General features: G+C 76.7%; 19 protein-coding genes. 9 read left to right on the top strand and 10 right to left on the bottom strand.

Annotation, left to right across the window (positions count from 1 at the left end; genetic code table 11):
- The first annotated feature begins 40 nt into the window (after positions 1-40).
- Entirely contained in the window at positions 41-904 is an 864-nt protein-coding gene (locus AC3WUG_RS10020) for a PAC2 family protein (RefSeq protein WP_492327510.1), read from the top strand.
- A 59-nt stretch (positions 905-963) separates the two neighbouring features.
- Positions 964-1,494, top strand: a complete 531-nt coding sequence (locus AC3WUG_RS10015; RefSeq protein WP_492327509.1) for a hypothetical protein — start codon at positions 964-966, stop codon at positions 1,492-1,494.
- Positions 1,495-1,506: 12 nt separating this feature from the next.
- Here AC3WUG_RS10015 and mshC read toward each other — a convergent pair whose 3' ends face one another.
- On the bottom strand, positions 1,507-2,769 hold the full coding sequence (gene mshC, locus AC3WUG_RS10010; RefSeq protein ID WP_492327508.1) for a cysteine--1-D-myo-inosityl 2-amino-2-deoxy-alpha-D-glucopyranoside ligase: 1,263 nt from the start codon (positions 2,767-2,769) through the stop codon (positions 1,507-1,509).
- Positions 2,770-2,913: 144 nt separating this feature from the next.
- Between mshC and AC3WUG_RS10005 the strand changes: the two genes are divergently transcribed.
- Positions 2,914-3,903: a CorA family divalent cation transporter gene (locus tag AC3WUG_RS10005; RefSeq protein WP_492327507.1), complete on the top strand. Its 990-nt coding sequence runs from the start codon at positions 2,914-2,916 to the stop codon at positions 3,901-3,903.
- 22 nt (positions 3,904-3,925) lie between these two features.
- Here the strand turns inward: AC3WUG_RS10005 and AC3WUG_RS10000 are convergent, their stop codons facing one another.
- Entirely contained in the window at positions 3,926-4,807 is an 882-nt protein-coding gene (locus AC3WUG_RS10000; RefSeq protein WP_218705045.1) for an undecaprenyl-diphosphate phosphatase, read from the bottom strand.
- 112 nt (positions 4,808-4,919) lie between these two features.
- Between AC3WUG_RS10000 and AC3WUG_RS09995 the strand changes: the two genes are divergently transcribed.
- Entirely contained in the window at positions 4,920-5,882 is a 963-nt protein-coding gene (locus tag AC3WUG_RS09995; protein WP_492327506.1) for an aldo/keto reductase, read from the top strand.
- 48 nt (positions 5,883-5,930) lie between these two features.
- Here AC3WUG_RS09995 and AC3WUG_RS09990 read toward each other — a convergent pair whose 3' ends face one another.
- On the bottom strand, positions 5,931-6,251 hold the full coding sequence (locus tag AC3WUG_RS09990) for a primosomal protein (protein WP_168217050.1): 321 nt from the start codon (positions 6,249-6,251) through the stop codon (positions 5,931-5,933).
- A gap of 63 nt (positions 6,252-6,314) precedes the next feature.
- On the opposite strand from AC3WUG_RS09990, the gene AC3WUG_RS09985 reads away from it, so the two are divergent.
- The gene (locus AC3WUG_RS09985) at positions 6,315-6,560 is read left to right on the top strand and encodes a DUF5703 family protein (protein ID WP_147796572.1); all 246 of its coding nucleotides are present in this window, start codon (positions 6,315-6,317) and stop codon (positions 6,558-6,560) included.
- A 120-nt stretch (positions 6,561-6,680) separates the two neighbouring features.
- Here the strand turns inward: AC3WUG_RS09985 and AC3WUG_RS09980 are convergent, their stop codons facing one another.
- The 4 genes from AC3WUG_RS09980 to ald all read right to left on the bottom strand — a co-directional run bounded on the left by AC3WUG_RS09980 (position 6,681) and on the right by ald (position 11,969).
- Positions 6,681-8,030 (bottom strand): M20/M25/M40 family metallo-hydrolase, encoded by a 1,350-nt coding sequence (locus AC3WUG_RS09980; protein WP_492327505.1) that lies wholly within the window; start codon positions 8,028-8,030, stop codon positions 6,681-6,683.
- Positions 8,031-8,116: 86 nt separating this feature from the next.
- A complete protein-coding gene (locus tag AC3WUG_RS09975) occupies positions 8,117-10,195 on the bottom strand; it encodes a M3 family metallopeptidase (protein ID WP_492327504.1) in 2,079 nt (692 codons plus the stop codon).
- A gap of 8 nt (positions 10,196-10,203) precedes the next feature.
- Positions 10,204-10,791, bottom strand: coding sequence for a GNAT family N-acetyltransferase (locus AC3WUG_RS09970; RefSeq protein ID WP_492327503.1), 588 nt, complete (start codon positions 10,789-10,791; stop codon positions 10,204-10,206).
- Between the two features lie 59 nt (positions 10,792-10,850).
- Entirely contained in the window at positions 10,851-11,969 is a 1,119-nt protein-coding gene (gene ald / locus AC3WUG_RS09965) for an alanine dehydrogenase (protein WP_492327502.1), read from the bottom strand.
- A 120-nt stretch (positions 11,970-12,089) separates the two neighbouring features.
- Between ald and AC3WUG_RS09960 the strand changes: the two genes are divergently transcribed.
- Positions 12,090-12,602 carry an Lrp/AsnC family transcriptional regulator gene (locus AC3WUG_RS09960; protein ID WP_492327501.1) on the top strand — a complete coding sequence of 171 codons (513 nt, stop codon included), beginning with the start codon at positions 12,090-12,092 and terminating at the stop codon, positions 12,600-12,602.
- Positions 12,603-12,619: 17 nt separating this feature from the next.
- On the opposite strand, the gene AC3WUG_RS09955 is transcribed toward AC3WUG_RS09960, so the two are convergent.
- Positions 12,620-13,648 (bottom strand): aminoglycoside phosphotransferase family protein, encoded by a 1,029-nt coding sequence (locus AC3WUG_RS09955; protein ID WP_492327500.1) that lies wholly within the window; start codon positions 13,646-13,648, stop codon positions 12,620-12,622.
- A 53-nt stretch (positions 13,649-13,701) separates the two neighbouring features.
- Between AC3WUG_RS09955 and AC3WUG_RS09950 the strand changes: the two genes are divergently transcribed.
- Positions 13,702-14,466 carry a fructosamine kinase family protein gene (locus AC3WUG_RS09950; RefSeq protein ID WP_492327499.1) on the top strand — a complete coding sequence of 255 codons (765 nt, stop codon included), beginning with the start codon at positions 13,702-13,704 and terminating at the stop codon, positions 14,464-14,466.
- A 289-nt stretch (positions 14,467-14,755) separates the two neighbouring features.
- On the opposite strand, the gene AC3WUG_RS09945 is transcribed toward AC3WUG_RS09950, so the two are convergent.
- Both AC3WUG_RS09945 and AC3WUG_RS09940 read right to left on the bottom strand, forming a co-directional pair.
- On the bottom strand, positions 14,756-15,148 hold the full coding sequence (locus AC3WUG_RS09945) for a PASTA domain-containing protein (protein WP_492327498.1): 393 nt from the start codon (positions 15,146-15,148) through the stop codon (positions 14,756-14,758).
- Positions 15,149-15,457: 309 nt separating this feature from the next.
- Entirely contained in the window at positions 15,458-16,432 is a 975-nt protein-coding gene (locus AC3WUG_RS09940) for a cation diffusion facilitator family transporter (RefSeq protein ID WP_492327497.1), read from the bottom strand.
- 99 nt (positions 16,433-16,531) lie between these two features.
- Between AC3WUG_RS09940 and AC3WUG_RS09935 the strand changes: the two genes are divergently transcribed.
- Both AC3WUG_RS09935 and AC3WUG_RS09930 read left to right on the top strand, forming a co-directional pair.
- On the top strand, positions 16,532-18,328 hold the full coding sequence (locus AC3WUG_RS09935; RefSeq protein WP_492327496.1) for a metallophosphoesterase family protein: 1,797 nt from the start codon (positions 16,532-16,534) through the stop codon (positions 18,326-18,328).
- Between the two features lie 278 nt (positions 18,329-18,606).
- Positions 18,607-19,044 carry a winged helix-turn-helix domain-containing protein gene (locus AC3WUG_RS09930; protein WP_492327495.1) on the top strand — a complete coding sequence of 146 codons (438 nt, stop codon included), beginning with the start codon at positions 18,607-18,609 and terminating at the stop codon, positions 19,042-19,044.
- The last annotated feature ends 75 nt before the right edge of the window (positions 19,045-19,119 follow it).

The raw sequence follows: 19,119 nt of genomic DNA, 5'->3' as shown, positions 1-19,119 counted from the left end.
GGGTCCGACATCGGACGCCGCGGCGTCCTACGCTGGCCCGATGACCGAGCAGGCAGACGCACCGGCAGGGCTCCCGGAGCGCGAGACGATCCTCCTGGCGGCCTTCGAGGGCTGGAACGACGCCGGGTCGGCGGCCAGCCAGGCGCTGGAGCACCTGCACGAGGCCTGGGGCGCGGAGCAGGTCGACGAGCTGGACCCGGAGGAGTACCACGACTTCCAGGTGAACCGCCCCGTGGTCGGCGCGGGCGACGACGGGCGCCGCGAGATCACCTGGCCGACGACGGCCGTCGCGGTCGCCACGACGCCGAACGCGCGCCGCCAGGTGGTGCTGGTGCACGGCATCGAGCCGTCGATGCGCTGGCGCCGGTACTGCGGCGAGCTGCTGGACATCGCCGCGGGCCTGCGGGTGACGACCGTGGTGACGCTGGGCGCGCTGCTGGCCGACGTGCCGCACACCCGGCCGATCCCGGTCACCGCGACCAGCGAGGACGAGGCGGTGCGCGAGGCCCTCGACGTGGAGCCGAACTCCTACGAGGGCCCGACGGGCATCGTCGGCGTGCTCCAGCACGAGGCGGCCGCGCGCGGGCTGCGGACGGTGTCGCTGTGGGCCGCGGTGCCGCACTACGTGGCGCACCCGCCGTCGCCCAAGGCCACCCTCGCGCTGCTGCACCGGATCGAGGCGCTCACGGGCGAGCCGATCCCCCTGGGCGACCTGCCCGAGGACGCCGCGGCCTGGCAGGACGGCGTCGACGAGCTCGCGAGCGAGGACTCGGAGATCGCCGAGTACGTGCACCAGCTCGAGGAGGCGAAGGACACCGCCGAGCTGCCGGAGGCGTCCGGCGAGGCGATCGCGCAGGAGTTCGAGCGCTACCTGCGCCGGCGGGACAAGGGCACCGGCGGCTGACGGGCGCTGTGCCGCCCGAACCGGCACCCGGCGGGCGTCCACCCCGCTAGCATCCGCGCATGCGAGCGAGACGGTGGGCGACCACGCTGGTCACGGCGGTGCTGGGTGTCGCGGTCCTGGGGGCCTGCGGCACCCGGGCCGACGGCGGGGACGCGAGCCGCGCCGAGGAGCCCGGAGCGAACGCCACCGCCCGGCCGCCGTCCCCGGCGACCCCGCCGGACGAGGCCGCGCACGCGGCGGCCGACGACGCCGCGGACGACGCCGCCGCCTGCACCGCCTTCGGCGACGTGCTGACGATCGTGGAGAACGCCGACGTGGCGCTGGCGGAGGGCCGGATGGCGACGCAGGAGCAGCGCGGCTGGTACCAGCTGGCGACGCGCGTGCTCGACCGCCTGCCCTCCGGCGGCGGCACCGCCGTGCAGACCGCGATCGGCGCGCTGCAGGAGGCCGCGCCGGCCGTCCCGTCCGGGGCGTCGGCGGAGTCGACCGGCGTGCGCTCCCCCGCCTGGTCGGCGGCCGAGGTCGACCTGGCCGCCGCGTGCGAGGAGATCGGCTCGGCGCCGGCGATCGGCGCGTTCACCGGCGGGTGACGCGACCGGACGCTACAGCCGCACGCCCAGCAGCGCGTTGACCGCGCGGGCCACGATCCCCGGCGCGCCCTCCTCGACCTCGGCCGCGGCGCCGCCCGCCAGCGACGCGTCCGCCCAGGCGTCCACGGCGCGCAGCGCGCGGGGGGCGTCGAGGTCGTCGGCGAGGGCGGCGCGCACCTCGGCCAGCAGGGCGGCGGACGCCGGCCCGCCGTTGCCGGAGACCGCCGAGCGCCACCGGTCGAGCCGGGCCTGCGCGGCGTGCAGGACCTCGTCGGTCCACTCCCAGTCCGACGCGTAGTGGTGGTCGAGGATGGCGAGCCGGACGGCCATGGCGTCGACGCCGTCGGCGCGCAGCTGCGACACGAGCACGAGGTTGCCGAGGGACTTGCTCATCTTCTGCCCGTGCAGCCCGACCATGCCGGTGTGCACGTGGGTGCGGGCGCCCTCGCCGGCGTCGAGCAGCCGGGCGTGCGAGGTGCTCATCTCGTGGTGCGGGAACCGCAGGTCGGAGCCGCCGCCCTGGACGTCGAAGGGCAGGCCGATCCCGTCGCGGGCGATGACGGCGCACTCGATGTGCCAGCCGGGGCGCCCCGCGCCGAGCGCGCTGCCGTCCCACGACGGCTCGCCGGGGCGCGCGGCGCGCCACAGCAGCGGGTCGAGGGCGTCGCGCTTGCCGGGGCGGGCGGGGTCGCCGCCGCGCTCGCCGAACAGCGCGAGCATCTCGGCGCGGTCGAGGCGGGCGACCTGCCCGAACGCCGGGTCCGCGGACAGGTCGGCGTAGACGTCTCCGGCGCCCTGGCCGTGGGCGTCCGGCGCGCCGACGACGTAGGCGGTCCCGGCGGCCAGCATCGCCTCGACGGCCTCGACGACGTCCGGGACGGCCTCGACGGCGCCCGTGTACACGTCCGGCGGCACGACGCCCAGGGCGGTCATGTCCGCGAGGTAGAGCGCGGTCTGGTCGGCCGCGAGCTCGCGCCAGTCGACGCCGGTGGCCTCGGCGCGCTCGAGCAGCGGGTCGTCGACGTCGGTGACGTTGGACGCGTACCGGACGCGCTTGCCCTCGTCGAGCCAGCCGCGGACCAACAGGTCGAACGCGACGTAGGTCGCGGCGTGGCCCATGTGCGTCGCGTCGTACGGGGTGATGCCGCAGACGTAGACGGTGGCGTCCGGCCCCGGTGCCGCCACGACGAGCTCGCCGGTGGAGGTGTCGCGGACGCGGACCGGACCCCCCTGGCCGGGGAGCTGCGGGATCTGCGGGGCGGGCCAGGTGAGCACGGCGTCGAGCGTACCGGCCGCCGCGGGGGGCGGGCGCCCGCGCCGGCGCCGGGGTGACGGACGCCACCGGTCCCCCGTCCGGGTCGCCGGGCGGCGGCGGCGCGTCGGGCGCCGGCCCGCCCGCGGCCCCGGGACAATGCCCGGGTGGAGAGAGCGTGGGTGCACCAGGGCGGCGGCTGGGCCGAGACGGACCCCGACGGGCTGCTGGCCCTGCTGGCGGCGCCGGAGCCGCCGGTCGCGTGGGTGCACGTCGACTCGCTCGACCTGCTGGCCGACGCGGCGCGGCAGGCGGGCGTCCCGGAGTCGGTCGTGCACCGCGCGGTGGCGGACCACGGTCCGGCCGCGCCGGGCGACCCCCGGCGCCCGCAGCTGCGCCGGCTCCCGGGGGGCGGCCGGTACCTGGTGAGCCCGACGCTGGCCTACGACGGGGCCACCCGGGACGTCACCACGGGCGTCTGGGCCGCGCTCGAGGTCGAGGGCGTCACGATCACCGCCGAGGAGGGCCCGGGCGGCCTGCTCGACGAGGTCCGGGACCACCTGTCCGAGGGCGACCACCTGCCGCAGGACCGCGAGAGCCACGTGTTCGCCGCGGTGCTCATGGCCCTCGTGCGGCGGGCCGGGGACGTCGAGATGGGGATCGGCGAGGCGGTCGCCGACGTCGAGCAGCTGGTGTTCAGCCCGCAGGCCGACGATCCCGCCGAGGTGGTCTACGACCTCAAGCGCGAGATCGGCGAGGCGCGTCGCGCGCTGGTGCCGCTGCTGTCGGCGTTCCCGGACCTGGTCGCGGAGCAGGAGGACGCGCAGCGGGAGACGCGCACGATGCGCTGGCTGCGCCGCCTGGACACCGTGCTGACGAAGGTCGACCGGCACCTCGACGCCCACGACGCGCTGCTGGGCGACATGCTGTCCGTGCACCTGTCCCGGGTGTCGGTGCGGCAGAACGAGGACATGCGGAAGATCTCCGCGTGGGCGGCGATCATCGCGGTGCCGACGCTCATCGCCGGGGTGTACGGCATGAACTTCGACCACATGCCCGAGCTGCACTGGCTGCTCGGCTACCCGGCCTCGCTCGTCCTCATGGGCGCGGCCGCGGGCCTGCTGTTCCGGCTCTTCAAGCGCTCCGACTGGCTGTGACCCCGCGCCGGCCGGCCGCGCGTCAGGCGCCGGCCAGCGGGTCGAGCACCCCGGTCAGCAGCAGCAGCGACACGACCACCGCGAGCCCGATCCGGTAGATCACGAACGGCCGGTACGAGTACGTCGACACGATCTTCAGGAACCCGATGATCACGACGTAGCCCACGACGAACGCGATGACCGTCGCGATGAGCGTCGGCAGGACCCCGGGGGTGCCGGCCTCGCCGAAGGTGCCGACGCTCTTGCCGAGCTGGTAGAGCCCCGAGCCGAGGACGGCCGGGATGGCGAGCAGGAACGAGTACCGGGCGGCCGCCGTCCGGCTGTAACCCATGAGGCGGCCGGCGGTGATCGTGCCGCCCGAGCGGGACACGCCCGGGACGAGCGCCATCGCCTGCGCGAGCCCGAAGTACAGCGCGTGCCGCGGGGTCAGGTCGGTCAGCTCCCGGCGGCTGCTCGACCGCCGGTCGGCCCAGTCCAGGATCAGCGCGAACACGGTCAGCGTCAGCACGATCAGCCACAGGTTGCGGAACGGCGCCTCGATCGCGTCCTGGAACAGCAGGCCCAGCACGACGATCGGCACCGAGCCGAGCGCGATGAACCACGCCATCTGCGCGTCGCGGTCCGGAGTGCCGCCCACGGGGGCGCCCGCGCGGGACCGCCAGTCGGTGCCGAGGTCGCCGCGCACCGCGCGCCACCAGTGGGTGCAGATCCGGGCGATGTCCCGCCGGAAGTACAGCAGGACGGCGGTCTCGGTCCCGATCTGCGTGATCGCGGTGAACGCCGCGCCCGGGTCGCCGGAGCCGATCAGCTCGCCCACGATCCGCAGGTGCGCGCTCGACGACACGGGCAGGAACTCGGTGAGGCCCTGGACGAGGCCGAGGACGATCGCCTCCCAGACGCTCATGCGCCGGTGCCGATCGGGGACGGGGTGCTCGGGTGCGCTGCCACGAGGCGCCACGATAGCCGCTGGTCACCCGGGTGCCCGGACGACCCGGCGGCACGGATACCCTCACGGCATGGAACAGCGCCAGCTCGGACGGACCGGCCTGCGGGTCTCGCACCTCGGACTCGGGACGCTGACCTGGAGCAGGGACACCGACGAGCACGACGCCGCCGAGCAGCTCCGCGACTTCGCCGAGGCGGGCGGGACGCTGGTGGACACCTCCGCGTCGTACGCCGACGGCGGCGCCGAGGAGCTGCTGGGGTCGCTGCTCGGGCGCGTGGTCCCCCGCGACGAGGTCGTGCTGTGCACCAAGGCGGGCGTCCGGCGCACGCCGCAGGGCGGGGTGGTCGACGCGTCCCGCGGCGCGCTGCTCGACGGCCTGGACGCCTCGCTGCGCCGGCTCGGCACCGACCACGTCGACCTGTTCCTCGTGCAGACCCCGGACCCGCGCACGCCGCTGACCGAGACGGTGAGCGCGCTGCGCCGGGCGGTCGACTCGGGGCGCGCGCGCTACGTCGGCCTGTCGAACCACGCCGGCTGGCAGGTGGCGCGCGCCGCCACGCTCCTCGGCGACGACCCCGGCCTCGCCGCGGTCGAGGCGGAGTACTCGCTGCTGCAGCGCGGGATCGAGCGCGAGGTGCTGCCCGCGGCGGCGGACCTCGGCGTCGGCGTGCTCGCCTGGTCGCCGCTCGGCCGCGGCGTGCTGACCGGGAAGTACCGGCGCACGGTGCCCGCCGACTCCCGGGCGGCGTCGCCGCACCTCGCCGGGTTCGTCGAGCCGTACCTGGGGTCGGTGGCGGCGGCGGTCGTCGAGGCGGTCGTGATCGCCGCGGACGGCCTCGGCCGCGCGCCGCTCGAGGTCGCCCTCGCCTGGCTGCGGGTGCGCGCGCAGGTCGCCTCGGCGGTGGTGGGCGCGCGGACGCCCGCCCAGCTCCGCGCGTCGCTCGCGGCGGAGGACGTCGAGCTGCCCCCGGAGATCCTGCGTGCGCTGGACGAGGTCAGCGCGCCCGCGACGGGGTACCCCGAGCGCCGCTGAGCGGCCGCCGGCACGGGCCGGGACGCGGCACGGCCGGGGCGCTCGGCGTCAGCGGCTGAGCGCGCCGTCGTCCTCGTCGTCGTCCTCGTACGACTCCTCGGGCAGGTCGTCCGCGTCGTACTCGTCGTCCTGCTCGTCGTCGTCCTCGTGCTCGTCGTCCTCGTCGTCCTCCTCCGCGAGGTAGAACGGCGTGGCCTCCCCGTGCACGGTGCCGAGGGCGTCGTCGTAGACCTCGAACGCGTCCGCGAGCACGTCGTACGCGTCGTCGACCGCGGGGTCGTCCTCGCCCCGCCGGGTCGACACGGCGGTGTAGTGCGCCTCGAGCGCTGCGATGAGGCGGTCCAGTGCCGCGCGCGGGTCGATAGCCATGCGATGACCGTAGCGCCGCACCAGGCACAATGGCACCACGACCCGATCGACAAGGCGGTGGGCATGGCAGGCACGACGCGCTCGGGACGCCCGGGCGGCCCGGAGCAGGCGCGGCAGTACGAGTACCGCGTCCTCACGATCCCCCGGACGACCAGCCGCGGCGACGCCCGCCGGCTGCTCACGGAGCAGGCGGAGTACGGCCGGTGGGAGCTGGCCCGCACCCTCCTGTACGCGGGCGGCGAGCGGAAGGTGTGGCTGCGGCGCCGGATCATCCGGGTCCGCTCCACGCTCGGCGCGCTGGGCGACTGACCGGCGGAGGGCGGCACCCGCGGGTGCCGCCCTCCGCCGTCGCGGGTGCCCGTCCGCCGTCGTCGCGGGTGCCCGTCCGCCGTCGCGCGCGGACGCGTCCGCAGGACGGTCAGGTCCCGCTCACGCCTCGCGCAGCAGCCCGTCCAGCACGCGGACGCCGAACCGCAGGGAGTCCGCGGGCACGCGCTCGTCCACGCCGTGGAACAGCGCGGTGAAGTCGAGGTCGGCCGGCAGCCGGAGCGGCGCGAAGCCGTAGCCCTCGATGCCGAGCCGCGCGAGCGACTTGTTGTCGGTCCCGGCGGACAGCATGTACGGCAGCACGACGGCCTCGGGGTCCTGCGCGCGCAGCACGTCGGTCATCGTGTCGACGAGCGCGCCCGTCGCGGGCACCTCGAGGCCGATGTCGAGGTGCTCGGGCTCCACGCGCACGTGCGGGCCGGCGAGCTCGCGGACCTTCGCGAGCACGTCCTCGTGGTCGCCGGGCAGCGGGCGGACGTCGACGGTCGCCGTGGCGCGGCCCGGGATGACGTTCGTCTTGTACCCGGCGTGCAGCTGGGTCGGGTTGGCGAGCGTGCGGATCGACGACCCGACGAACCGCCGCGCCGGGCCGAGCGCGCCGATCAGCCGGTCGATCGCCAGCGGGTCGTCCACGTCGAGCGGCAGGCCGGTGAGGTCGGCGACGCCCTCCAGCAGCGCGAGCACCGTGGGGGTGAGCCGGGTGTCCCACTGGTGGGCGCCGATCCGGGCGATCGCGCCGGCGAGCTCGGTCACCGCGTTGTCGGGGTTGACCGCCGAGCCGTGGCCCGCGGTGCCGTCCGCGACCAGCCGGAGCCAGGCGATGCCCTTCTCCGCGGTCTGCAGCAGGTAGGCGCGGCGGCCGTGGACGTCGACGGAGAACCCGCCGACCTCGGACACCGCCTCGGTGGCGCCCTCGAACAGGTCGGGGCGGTGGTCGACGAGGTGCCGGGCGCCGTACCTGCCGCCGGCCTCCTCGTCGGCGAACATGGCGACGACGACGTCCCGGGCCGGCTTGCGGCCGTCGCGGACCATCTGGCGGACGACCGCCAGGATCATCGCGTCCATGCCCTTCATGTCCACGGCGCCGCGGCCCCAGACCATGCCGTCGAACTCCTCGCCGGCGAACGGGTCGACCTTCCAGTCCTTCGCCTCGGCGGGGACGACGTCGGTGTGCCCGTGCAGCACCAGCGCGGGACGGCTGCTGTCCTCCCCCGCCAGGCGCACGACGACGTTCGCGCGGCCCGGGGCGGACTCGATCAGCTCGGGGTCGAGGCCGACCTCGTGCAGCAGGGTCATCACGTGCTCGGCGGCGGAGCGCTCGCCGGGGCCGGAGCCGTCGCCGTAGTTCGAGGTGTCGAACCGGATGAGCTCCTGCGCGATCCGCACGACCTCGCCCTCGGCCGCCGAGGTGTCGTGCTGGCCGGCGGACGGGGTGGCGGGTGCGTCGCTCATGCCCCCACGCTACCGGCCGCGCGGGCGCGCCGAGGCCGGGGGTCCACAGGCGGACCCCCGGCCCCGGCGGGGCGCTCCGGCCGAGTTCAGGCCGAGGTCAGGCCCCGGCGGGCGAGCAGCGGGGCGATCTCCGGGTCGCGGCCGCGCAGGTCGCGGAACGCCTGCATCGGGTCGACCGAGCCGCCGCGCGAGAGCAGCCGCGCGCGGAAGGTGTCGCCGTTCTCCCGGCGCAGGCCGCCGTTCTCCTCGAACCAGGTCACGGTGTCGGCGTCCAGCACCTCGGACCAGATGTACGAGTAGTACCCGGCCGAGTACCCGCCGCCGAACACGTGGTTGAAGTACGTGGTCCGGTACCGCGGCGGGACCGGCGCGAAGGCGATGCCCGCGCGCTCCAGGGCGGCGGCCTCGAACGGCTCCACCTCGGCGACGTCGGTCGGGACGTCCTCGGGCGCGAGCCGGTACCAGGCCTGGTCGAGCAGCGCCGCGGCGAGGTACTCGGTCGTGGCGAAGCCCTCGCCGTCCTGGCGGGCGGCGATGAGGGTGTCCACCCACTCCTGCGGCATCGGCTCGCCGGTGACGTGGTGCACGGCGTACGCGCGCAGGACCGACGGCTCCCAGGCCCACATCTCGTTGACCTGCGACGGGTACTCGACGAAGTCGCGCGGCACGTCGGTGCCGGACTGCGACGGGTACCGCACCGCGGAGAACAGGCCGTGCAGCGCGTGGCCGAACTCGTGGAACAGGGTGATGACCTCGTCCCAGGTCAGCAGCGTCGGCTGACCCGCCGGCGGCTTCGGGATGTTGAGGTTGTTCACGACGACCGGCGCCTCGCCGAGCAGGGTCGACTGGTCGACCAGGTTGTTCATCCACGCGCCGCCGCGCTTGGAGTCGCGGGTCCAGTAGTCGCCGAGGAACAGCCCCAGCCCGGTGCCGTCGGCGTCGGTCACCTCGAAGACCCGGACGTCCGGGTGGTAGCCGACCAGGTCGGCGCGCTCGGTGAAGGTCAGCCCGTAGAGCTCGCCGGCGGCGCGGAACACGCCGTCGTGCAGCACGCGGTCGAGCTCCAGGTACGGGCGCAGGGACGAGTCGTCGAGCGAGCGGCGCTCCTTGCGGACCTGCTCGGCGTAGTACGCCCAGTCCCAGGCCTCCAGGGTCGCGCCGGGGACGTCGCGGCGCAGCGCCTCCTCGAGGTCGGCGGCCTCGGCGCGGGCGTTCGCGACGGCGGCGGGCGCCAGGCGGCCGAGGATGTCGGCGACGGCCTCGGGGGTCTTCGCGGTCGCGTCCTCGGCGATGTACGCCGCGTGGTGCGGGTACCCGAGCAGGCGGGCGCGCTCGGCGCGCAGCCGCGCGAGCGACAGCAGCGTGGCGCGGGTGTCGTGCTCGCCCCCGCGGCCGCCCCGGCGCACCGACGCGGTGTGCAGCCGCTCGCGCAGGGCGCGGTCGGACAGCTGGGCCAGCGCGGGCTGCTGGGTCGGCAGGATGAGGTCGAGCAGCCAGGCGCCCTCGTGGCCGCGGCGGGCGGCGGCCTCGGCGGCGGCGGCCCGGGCGTCCTCGGGCAGGCCGGCGAGCTCGGCGGCGTCGGTGACGAGCACCGCGGAGTCGTTGGTCTCGGCGAGCAGCAGCCGGCCGAACACGGTCTCCAGCCGGGTGATCTCGGCGTTGAGCTCGCGGAGCCGGGCCTGGGCGTCGTCGTCGAGCCGCACGCCGGCGCGGACGAACTGGGTGTGCTGGCGGTGCAGCAGCCACGCGGTGTCGGGTGCGAGCTCCAGGTCCCCGGCCTCGGCAGCCTCGCGCAGCGCCTCCAGGCGCGCGAACAGCCGGCGGTCCAGGTAGATGGCGTCGCTGTGCGCGGCCAGCAGCGGCGCGACCTCCTCCTCGAGCGCCTCGAGCCCGGGGGTCGAGTCGGCCGAGGACTGGTTGAAGAACACGATGGCCGCGCGGTGCAGCAGCCGGCCGGAGCGCTCGAGCGCGTCCAGGGTGTTCTCGACGGTGGGCGCGTCGGTCGACGCGGCGATGGCCTCGACCTCCGCGCGCTGCTCCGCCATGCCGGCGAGCAGCGCAGGGCGGTGGTGCTCCTCGCGGATCGCGGTGAAGTCGGGCAGGCCGTACGGCAGCGAGGACGGGGCGGCGAACGGGTTGTCCGCGTCCAGCGTGGGGGTGCTCATGCCCGCCATCATCTCCCGTTGCCCGAGGCAGCCGCCTCGGAGCGCTCGCCGACACGCCGGGGCCGGGCGTCGGACGCGAGCAGGCTGCCCACCCACTCGTCGCGCCGGACGCCGCGCTGCACGCCGCCCAGCCGCAGCTCCCCCTCGACCCGGAACCCGGCCCGCTCGGCGACCGCGCGCGAGGGGCCGTTGCCCACGAACGCGCGCCAGAACACCCGGACCAGCCCGAGCCGGCCGAACGCCGCGTCGAGCACCAGCTCGACGGACCGGGACATCACGCCGCGGCCCCGCGCCCCGGGCGCCAGCCAGTAGCCGATCTCGGCGGAGCCGGTGCCCTCCATGCCGAGTCCGACCATGCCGAGCACCGTGTCGTCGGCGGCGTCGCGCACCGCCCAGTTGAGCGTGGTCCCGCGCGCCCAGCCGTCGGCGACGTACCCGGTGACGAAGGACTCGGCGTCCTCGCGCGTGTACGGGCTCGGCACGGTCGTCCACTCCTGGATCGCCGGGTCCTGGCAGAGCGCGTCGATCCGGTCGACGTCCGCGGGGCCCGGCGCGCGCAGGACGACGACGCCGTCGGTCAGCTCGAAGGTCTCCATCGGCCCACCCTGCCACGGGTGGACCGCCCGGGTCGCCCCCTTTCGCCCGTCGCCGCTGGTCAGGCCGCCAGCACGACGCCGGGGTCCGCCACGGGCAGGTCGTGTGCCGCGCCGACGCCCGCGTGGTAGAGCCGGCCCGCGTGCGTCGCGAGCCCCGCCGCCAGGGCCGGGTCGGCCGCCAGCGCCTCGCGCCAGCCGCGGGACGCGAGGGCGGTCAGGTAGGGCAGCGTGGCGTTCGTCAGCGCCTGCGTGGACGTGACCGGCACGGCGCCGGGCATGTTGGCGACGCAGTAGAACACCGCGTCGTGCACGGCGAACGTCGGGTCGTCGTGCGTGGTCGGCCGGGTGGACTCGAAGCAGCCGCCCTGGTCGACCGCCACGTCGACGAGCACCGAGCCCGGCCGCATCGTCGCGACCATGTCGTCGGTGACCAGCTTCGGCGCGCGGGCGCCCGGGACCAGCACGGCCCCGACGACCAGGTCGGCCTCGGCCACCGCCTCGCGGAGGGCGTACGCGGAGGACGCGAGGGTCCGCACCCGCCCGCCGAACGCCGTGTCGAGCTCGCGCAGCCGCGGGACCGACAGGTCGAGCACCGTGACGTCGGCGCGCATCCCCAGGGCGACCTCCGCCGCGTGCTGCCCCGCGACGCCGCCGCCGATCACGACGACCCGCCCCGGCGCGACGCCCGGGACGCCGCCGAGCAGCCGGCCGGACCCGCCGGCGCTGCGCATCAGGTGGTAGGCGCCGACCTGCGCGGCGAGCCGGCCCGCCACCTCGCTCATGGGCGCGAGCAGCGGCAGCGAGCGGTCCGGGAGCTGGACGGTCTCGTAGGCGACGGCCGTGGTGCCGGCCGCGAGCAGCGCGTCGGTCTGCCGGCGGTCGGCCGCGAGGTGCAGGTAGGTGAACAGCACGAGGTCGTCCCGCAGGTACCCGTACTCGGACGGCACCGGCTCCTTGACCTTGCACACCAGGTCGGCCTCGCCCCAGACGCGCGCGGCCTCGGCGACCACGGTCGCGCCGGCGGCGGCGTACTGCTCGTCGGTGATCGCGGAGCCGCGCCCGGCGCCGGCCTGCACCAGCACCTCGTGCCCGGCGGCGGCCAGCTGGTGCACCCCGGCGGGGGTGATGGCGACCCGGTACTCGTGGTTCTTGACCTCGGCGGGGATCCCGACCCTCATCGCAGCCTCCTGGGGCGTCGCGCGGCGTGCGGGGCCGGTGCGGCGCCCGTCGGGTTCCAGCGTGAACTTCGCGGTGTTTCCGCGGCGTGACGGCGCGTATCGGTTCGTTACGCTCAGCATATGGCCGAACATCCTGCGGTGCCCGGTGCGACGTCGGTCACACCGCCGAACGATCTTCGACCCGCTCCCCTCGACGCGGTCGACCGGCAGCTGGTCCGGCTGCTCCAGGAGGACGGCCGCCTCGCCAACAACGCGCTCGCCGCCGCCGTGGGGATCGCGCCGTCGACCTGCCTGGCGCGCGTCCGGGCGCTGCGCCGGGCCGGGGTCATCCGCGGGTTCCACGCGGACGTCGACCCCCAGGCCCTCGGCCGGGGCCTGCGGGCCATGGTCGCGGTCCGGATGGCAGCGGGCTCCCGGGCCACCCTGGAGCCCTTCGCCCGGGCGGTCGCCGCGCGGCCGGAGGTGCTGGACGTGTACTTCCTCGCGGGCGCCGACGACTTCCTGCTGCACGTCGCGGTGCGTGACACCGACGAGCTGCGCCGGTTCGTCGTGGAGCGGCTGAGCGACCGGCCGGACGTCGCGTCGACCGAGACCAGCCTGGTGTTCGACCACCTCCGGGGTGCGGTGGGCTGACCGCCGGCCGCGGCCGCTCAGCCGCCGAGCAGGTCCCCGACCCGGGCCCAGTCGCGCACCCGGGCCAGCGCGCGCTCGACCTCGCGCGCGGCGGGACGCCGGCCGCCGCCGTGGTGCCAGGCCCAGAGCGCGGCCTCGGTTCCGCGGGCGACCGCCCACCGCGCGGCGCCCGCGGCGTCCAGCCCGGCGCGGTCGGCGACGAGGAGGAGCCGGGCGCGCAGGACGCGCACCGGGTCGCCGGTGCGCCAGGGGTCCGCGACCTGCTCGAGCAGCGGCCAGACGTCGTAGGCGGGGTCCCCGGTGAGCGCCTTCGGGTCGATGGCGACCCACCGGGCTCCCCCGCCGGTCCCGGCCAGCAGCAGGTTGCCCGGGTTGTAGTCGCCGTGCAGCGTGACGGACTGCGCCGGGCCGCCCGCGCCGCGCAGCACCGCCGACGCGGCCCGCAGCAGGCCCGGGTCGAGCGGCACCCCGCCCCGCGCCGCGCGGACCGCCCGCTCGTCCGCCACGTCCGCCAGCCCTCGCGCGACGTCCGCCAGCGCGGGCAGCCCCGCGGGGGGCGGCGCGGCGTGCAGGGCGCGCAGCACGTCCGCCGCCGCGGCCAGCCGGCGGTCCGCGGGCGCCCGGACCGCGCGCAGCGGGGTGCCCGGCCGCACCCTCCCGAGCAGCAGCGCCCAGTCGCCGGCGTGTGCGTCGACCAGGGGCACCGCGCCGGGCCCGCCCCACGCCCGCAGGACCGCGACCTCGTCCCGGGCCTCGTCGTGCGGGAACGACACCTTGAGCACCAGGTCGCGGCCGGCGGCGTCGCGGGCGGGCGCGCACCAGGACGCCGAGCCCGACGGGAACGGATCGCCCAGGACCAGGCCCCAGCGGCGGACCGCGCGGTCCACCAGCGACGGCAGCCGGCCGAGCCAGGCCGCGCCCTCCGGGGTGCGCCCCGCCCCCTGCACCACGGCCGCCGGCAGCGCCGGCGACCGCGGCCCGGCACGGCGCGCCTCCCCCGGCCGCGCTGCGTCGCTGACGAGGATCGGGTCGGCGTCGGGCGGCACGCGCGCCAGGCTACCGACCCGCCCGCGCCCGCCGCGTCGAGGGAGGCCGCCGCATGGACACCTACCGCAAGCGCCGCGCGGGCGCGCCCCCGGGGTTCTTCGCCTGCGAGGCCGCCGGGCTGCGGTGGCTCCGGGTGCGCGGCGGCGCCCCGGTCGTCGAGGTGCTCGGGGTCGGCCCCGACCACCTGGACCTCCCGGCGCTCACCGAGGTGCCGCCGAGCCGCCGGGCGGCGCGCGAGCTGGGCCGCGGCCTGGCGGTCACCCACGACGCCGGCGCGCGCCGGTTCGGCAGCCCGCCGGACGGGTGGCAGGGCGACGGGTTCTTCGGCCCGCTCGACCAGCCCCTGCCCATGCCGGCGGGCGACCACGAGCGCTGGGGCGCGTTCCTCGCGGACTGCCGCCTCGACCCGCTGGCCGCGGCCGCCGAGCGCCGCCGGGCGCTGGGTCCGGACGACGTCGCGCTGCTGCGCCGGCTCGCGGACCGGCTCCGGTCGGGCGAGCTCGACGACGACGACCCGCCCGCGCGGCTGCACGGCGACCTCTGGTCCGGCAACGTGCTGTGGACGCCGACGGGGGCCACGCTGATCGACCCGGCCGCCCACGGCGGCCACCGGGAGTCGGACCTGGCGATGCTCGCGCTGTTCGGGTTCCCGCACCTCGCGGACGTGCTCGACGCCTACCAGGAGGTGCACCCGCTGCGCCGCGGGTGGCAGCACCGCGTCGCCCTGCACCAGGTGTACCCGGTGGGCATGCACGCCGTGCTGTTCGGCGGCGGCTACGCCGCGCAGCTGCGCCGGCTCGCGGCGCCCTACGCCTGACGGCCGTGCGTGCGCCCGGCGGGGCCCTGGGCCCCGCCCGGGCGGGTCAGCACCTGTACGCCACCGTCCGCCGCGCCCGCTTGTCCTTCTCCCGCGCGACCTGATCCGCCCCGGCCTCGTTGAGGGCCGTCGGTGACGAGCCACCCGTCCCGCGTCCGTCCACCCCTCACGAGGGGCGCGTGCTCCGCGTCCGGGCCGGTCCCTCCGCGGCGGGATGCTGCACCGCCGCGCGGACCGGGAGCTCTCAGTCTCACCGTGTCCAGCGCGGCGGCGCCAGCGTTTATTCCGGTCAGCCCACCGGGTCGGTGGTCATGCGGACCGTGAGGGTCACCTCGGTGCCCGCCTCGACGGTGCCGGAGGTGGGGTCCTGCGTGACGACGACCCACTGGGTCGGGTCGTCGATCGGCCGGCCCTGGCCGGACGCGTCGGCGGCCTGGACCTCGAGGCCGCGGGCCTCGAGCGTCTCCTGCGCGGTCGCGAGCAGCAGGTTGGTCTGGTCGATGACCTGGACGTCCTGGGTCTCGGCGGCCGAGGTGGTGGTGTCGTCGGACGCGGAGCCCGCCGACGTGCTGGCCTCGCCGGAGGCGCAGGCGGCGAGCAGGGAGACCGTCGCGACGGCGGCGGCGGCCACGCTGAGGGTGCGCGTGGTCCGGCGACCGGCTCGGGCGATGGACATGTTCATCGGGGGCCCTCCTGGGCTGTTGCGGTGCGTCTCGGACCGCGGTCCCCGGGGTCGCCGGTCGCCGCGGAGGGCGCGGGACGGGCGAACGCGCCGCGCTGCGGCTCGCAGGCGGCCGTCGTCGGCAGTCGAGCGGCCGCCCGGGACGTGCCCCGGCGGGCGACGCGCCCTCGGCCCACAGCCTACGCCTGTCGTGCGACAGGTTACGTCCGTATTTCGGGGTTCTGTGACGCAGCCACCAGCGGCGACGCCCGGACGGCCCAGGCATTCACCCGCGCGCGCCGCCCGGGCGGGTGCCGGCCCCCGCCCGCGTCAGGGCGTGAGCGCCGCCTCCTCCGGCTCGGACAGGGACAGCACGGCGCCCACGACGCCCGGCACCGCGGTGACCTGGCGCTCGACCGAGGCGAGGACGTGCGACGCCTCGTCCTCGGCGAGGTTGCCCGCCAGGTCGACGGCGCCGACCAGGAACAGCTGCCGCGCGCCGACGACCTCGAGCCGCAGCTGGGTCACGCGCGCGACCTCGGGCATCGCGAGCAGCGCGCGGACCGCCGCGCCCTGCAGCGCGGGGTCGGCCGTCTCGCCGACGAGGAACCGGCGGTTGCGGTCGATCAGCAGGACGGCCACGACGCCGAGCAGCACCCCGACGAGGATCGACCCGACCGCGTCCGGCACCGGCGACCCGGTGACCTGGTGCAGGGCGATGCCGGTCCCCGCGATCACGATGCCGACGAGCGCCGCCGCGTCCTCGAAGAACACGGCGCGGACCGTCGGGTCGGAGGTGGCGAGCACGTGGTCCCACAGGTCCATGTCCCGGCGCGCCGCCGCGCCCCGCGCCTGCCGCCACGCCTGCAGGAAGGACGTCCCCTCGAGCAGGAACGCGAGGCCGAGCACCACGTAGGCGACGACGAACGACGAGGCGGGCTCCGGGTCCAGCAGCTCCTGGATGCCGTGCGTGATCGACACGCCCGCCCCGACGGCGAACAGGCCGATCGCCGCGAACAGCGACCACACGTAGACCTCGCGCCCGTAGCCGAGCGGGTGCGCGCGGTCCGGCGCCCGGGCCGAGCGCCGCTGGGCGACCAGCAGGAACACCTCGTTCCCGGTGTCCGCCCAGGAGTGGGCGGCCTCCGCGAGCATCGAGGCCGCGCCGGTGAGCACCGCCGCGACCGTCTTCGCGACCGCGATCAGCGCGTTGGCGGCGAAGGCGACGACGACGGTGAGGGTGCTCTCGGCGTGGCCGTCCCCGGACGCGCGCGGGCCGTCCGGCGTCGTGACGGGGCTGGTCATGGTCCCGGACTAGCACAGCGCGAGTCGCCCCGCACGGGCGGGTGGCGCCGTGCGCGCCCGGCAGGACGGCGCGTCGGCGTCGCGTCTAGGCTCGTCGCGATGCCCGCACCCGACGCCACCCCCGAGCCCGCCGAGGCCGCGCCGCCGGTCCGTCCCGCCCGCCCTGCGCGCCCCGCGCGCCCCGGCCGACGCCGCCGCTGGCTGCTGCACGGCCTGCTCGCGCTCGTCGCGCTGCTCGCGGCGCTCGTGTTCGGGGTGACGACCGCGACGGCGCAGTCGAGCCTCGGCCCGCACGAGGCGCGGTACGACGTCACGACGGACGCGACGGTGACGATCGACGTCGGTCCGCTCGGCACCCTGCAGATCGACTCGCCGCTACCGCTCGGGCTCGGCGCGCGGGTCACCGTCGAGGAGATCCCCGCCGACGTCGACGCGCTGCACGGGATCGACACCCTCCAGGCGCTCACCGGCGACCTCAACTCCTACCTGCAGTTCTTCACCGGGCCGCAGGCGACCATCGAGGACGCGGCACGCGCGCTCGTCGCGAACGCCCTGTGGCGCACCCTGGGCGGGCTCGTCGTGCTCGTCGCGCTCTGGTTCGCGGGGCGCTGGCTGCTCGGGCCGGGGCGGCGCGAGGAGCTGGCCGGCCGCCTGGCGCCGCACACCGCGCAGCTGACCGCGGGCGGCCTCGCGGTCGTGCTCGTCGGCACCCTGGTCACCGCGAGCGAGCGCGGCGACGCCGCGGAGCGCACCGCGTCGCAGACCGCGTCGGCCGTGTTCGACGGGACGCCGCTCGAGGGCGCGCGGATCACCGGGCGGCTCGGCGGCATCGTCGACACCTACGGCGGGCTGGTCGTCAAGGCGTTCCAGGAGAACGAGGAGTTCTACGACCGGGCCGACGACTCCCTCGTCGCGGCGTGGGGGGACTGGGAGGCGCGCCGGGACGCGCGCGACGTCGACGGGGACGACGGCGACGCCACGGGCGACGACGCCCCGGCGGCGACCGCGGGGCCGACGGCCGGGACGTCGGCCGGCCCGACGGCGGACCCCGGGGAGCCGACCGGAGAGGAGGCGGAGCCGCTCACGCTCCTGGTCATCTCCGACCTGCACTGCAACGTCGGCATGGCCCCGCTCATCACCTCGCTCGCCGAGATGTCCGGCGCGCAGGTCGTCCTCGACGCGGGCGACACCACGATGAACGGGACGTCCGTCGAGCAGTACTGCGTCACGACGTTCGCGCGGGCGATCCCCGACGGCGTCGACCTCGTCACCGCGCCGGGCAACCACGACTCCGCGGAGACCACCGCGCAGTACGCGCGCGCCGGGGCGACCGTGCTCGACGGCGGCGTCATCGACGTGCGCGGCATGCGGATCCTCGGCGACCACGACCCGAAGGCCACCCGGCTGATCCAGACGCAGACCCAGGACGAGTCGTACGCCGAGGTGGGCGCCCGGCTGTCCGAGGTCGCCTGCGACGACTCCGACGGCGTCGACCTCGTGCTGTTCCACAACCCGCGGACGGCCCCGGCCATGCTCGCCGACGGCTGCGTGCCGGCCCTCGTGTCCGGGCACATGCACACCCGCACGGACCCGGAGCAGATCGGCGAGGGCATCCGGTACATCTCGTCGTCGACCGCGGGCGCCCAGGAGAACGAGCCCCGGATCGGCCCGCTCAAGGGCACCGCCGAGATGACGCTGCTCCGCTGGGACCCGACGAGCCGCGAGATCCTCGACTGGCAGCTGGTGGAGATCGGCACGGACGCGAGCGCGGTCGTGCACGACCCGGAGCGCTGGCCCGCCGTCGTCCCGGTCCCCGACGAGGAGGACGACGCCGAGCCCGGGTCCGGGCCGTCGGCGACGCCCACCGGCGGGGCCACGGAGCCCGCGGCGGGCTGACGCCGCCCGGGCCGGCGCCGCCCGGGGGGCGCCGCGTCCCCGTCTCCGACACCTCCGTCCGGACGCTGAGACGGGTCGCGCGGATCCGTGCGACCCGCGGTGCCCCGTGCCACACTCGCCACCATGACCTCCGCGCTCCCCACGTGCCGCACCCTGCGGCGCGCCTGCGCGTGTCCGCTCTGTCGGGCCTGACCGCCTCCCCCTGCCGTCAGATCCACGCGGGACGTCGTCGTCCCGCCCCGCCGCCCGCGAGCGGCGGACCCCCGAGGAGCACCCCCGTGAGCGTCCTGACCCCTGCCACGTCCGCCCGTCCCGCCGCGCACCCCGCCGGCACCGCCCCGGCGCACGCCGCCGACCTGCCCAGCCAGGCCGACCTGCGCCGGTTCGAGGAGCTGCTGGCCGCCCTGCCCCTGACCCCCGCCGTCGTCGTCGACCTGCCCGGGCGGCGTCTGGTGGTCGACGGCCAGGACGTGGACCTGACCCGCCAGGAGTTCGACCTCGTGGCGTACCTGGCGCGGTCGGCCGGGCGGGTCGTCACGCGCGACGAGCTGTACGACGGCGCCTGGCGCAGCCACGACCTGTCCGACCGCACCCGCACCGTCGACGTGCACGTCCGCCGGGTGCGGGCCAAGTCGGGGCTCGACGGGCTGATCGCGACGGTGCGCGGCGTCGGGTACCGGCTCAACGCCCTGGACGGCCTGCGCGTCGAGGCCTGAGGCGTCGGGCGGGCCCGTTCCTGTGGCGGGCCGGGCGCCGGCGGGTGACGCTGGCGCTCGGAACACCGCCGCACC

It is taken from the genome of Cellulomonas sp. EB106-03-03-XG116, assembly GCF_058792015.1.
This window is presented reverse-complemented; position numbering and strand designations above follow the sequence as displayed.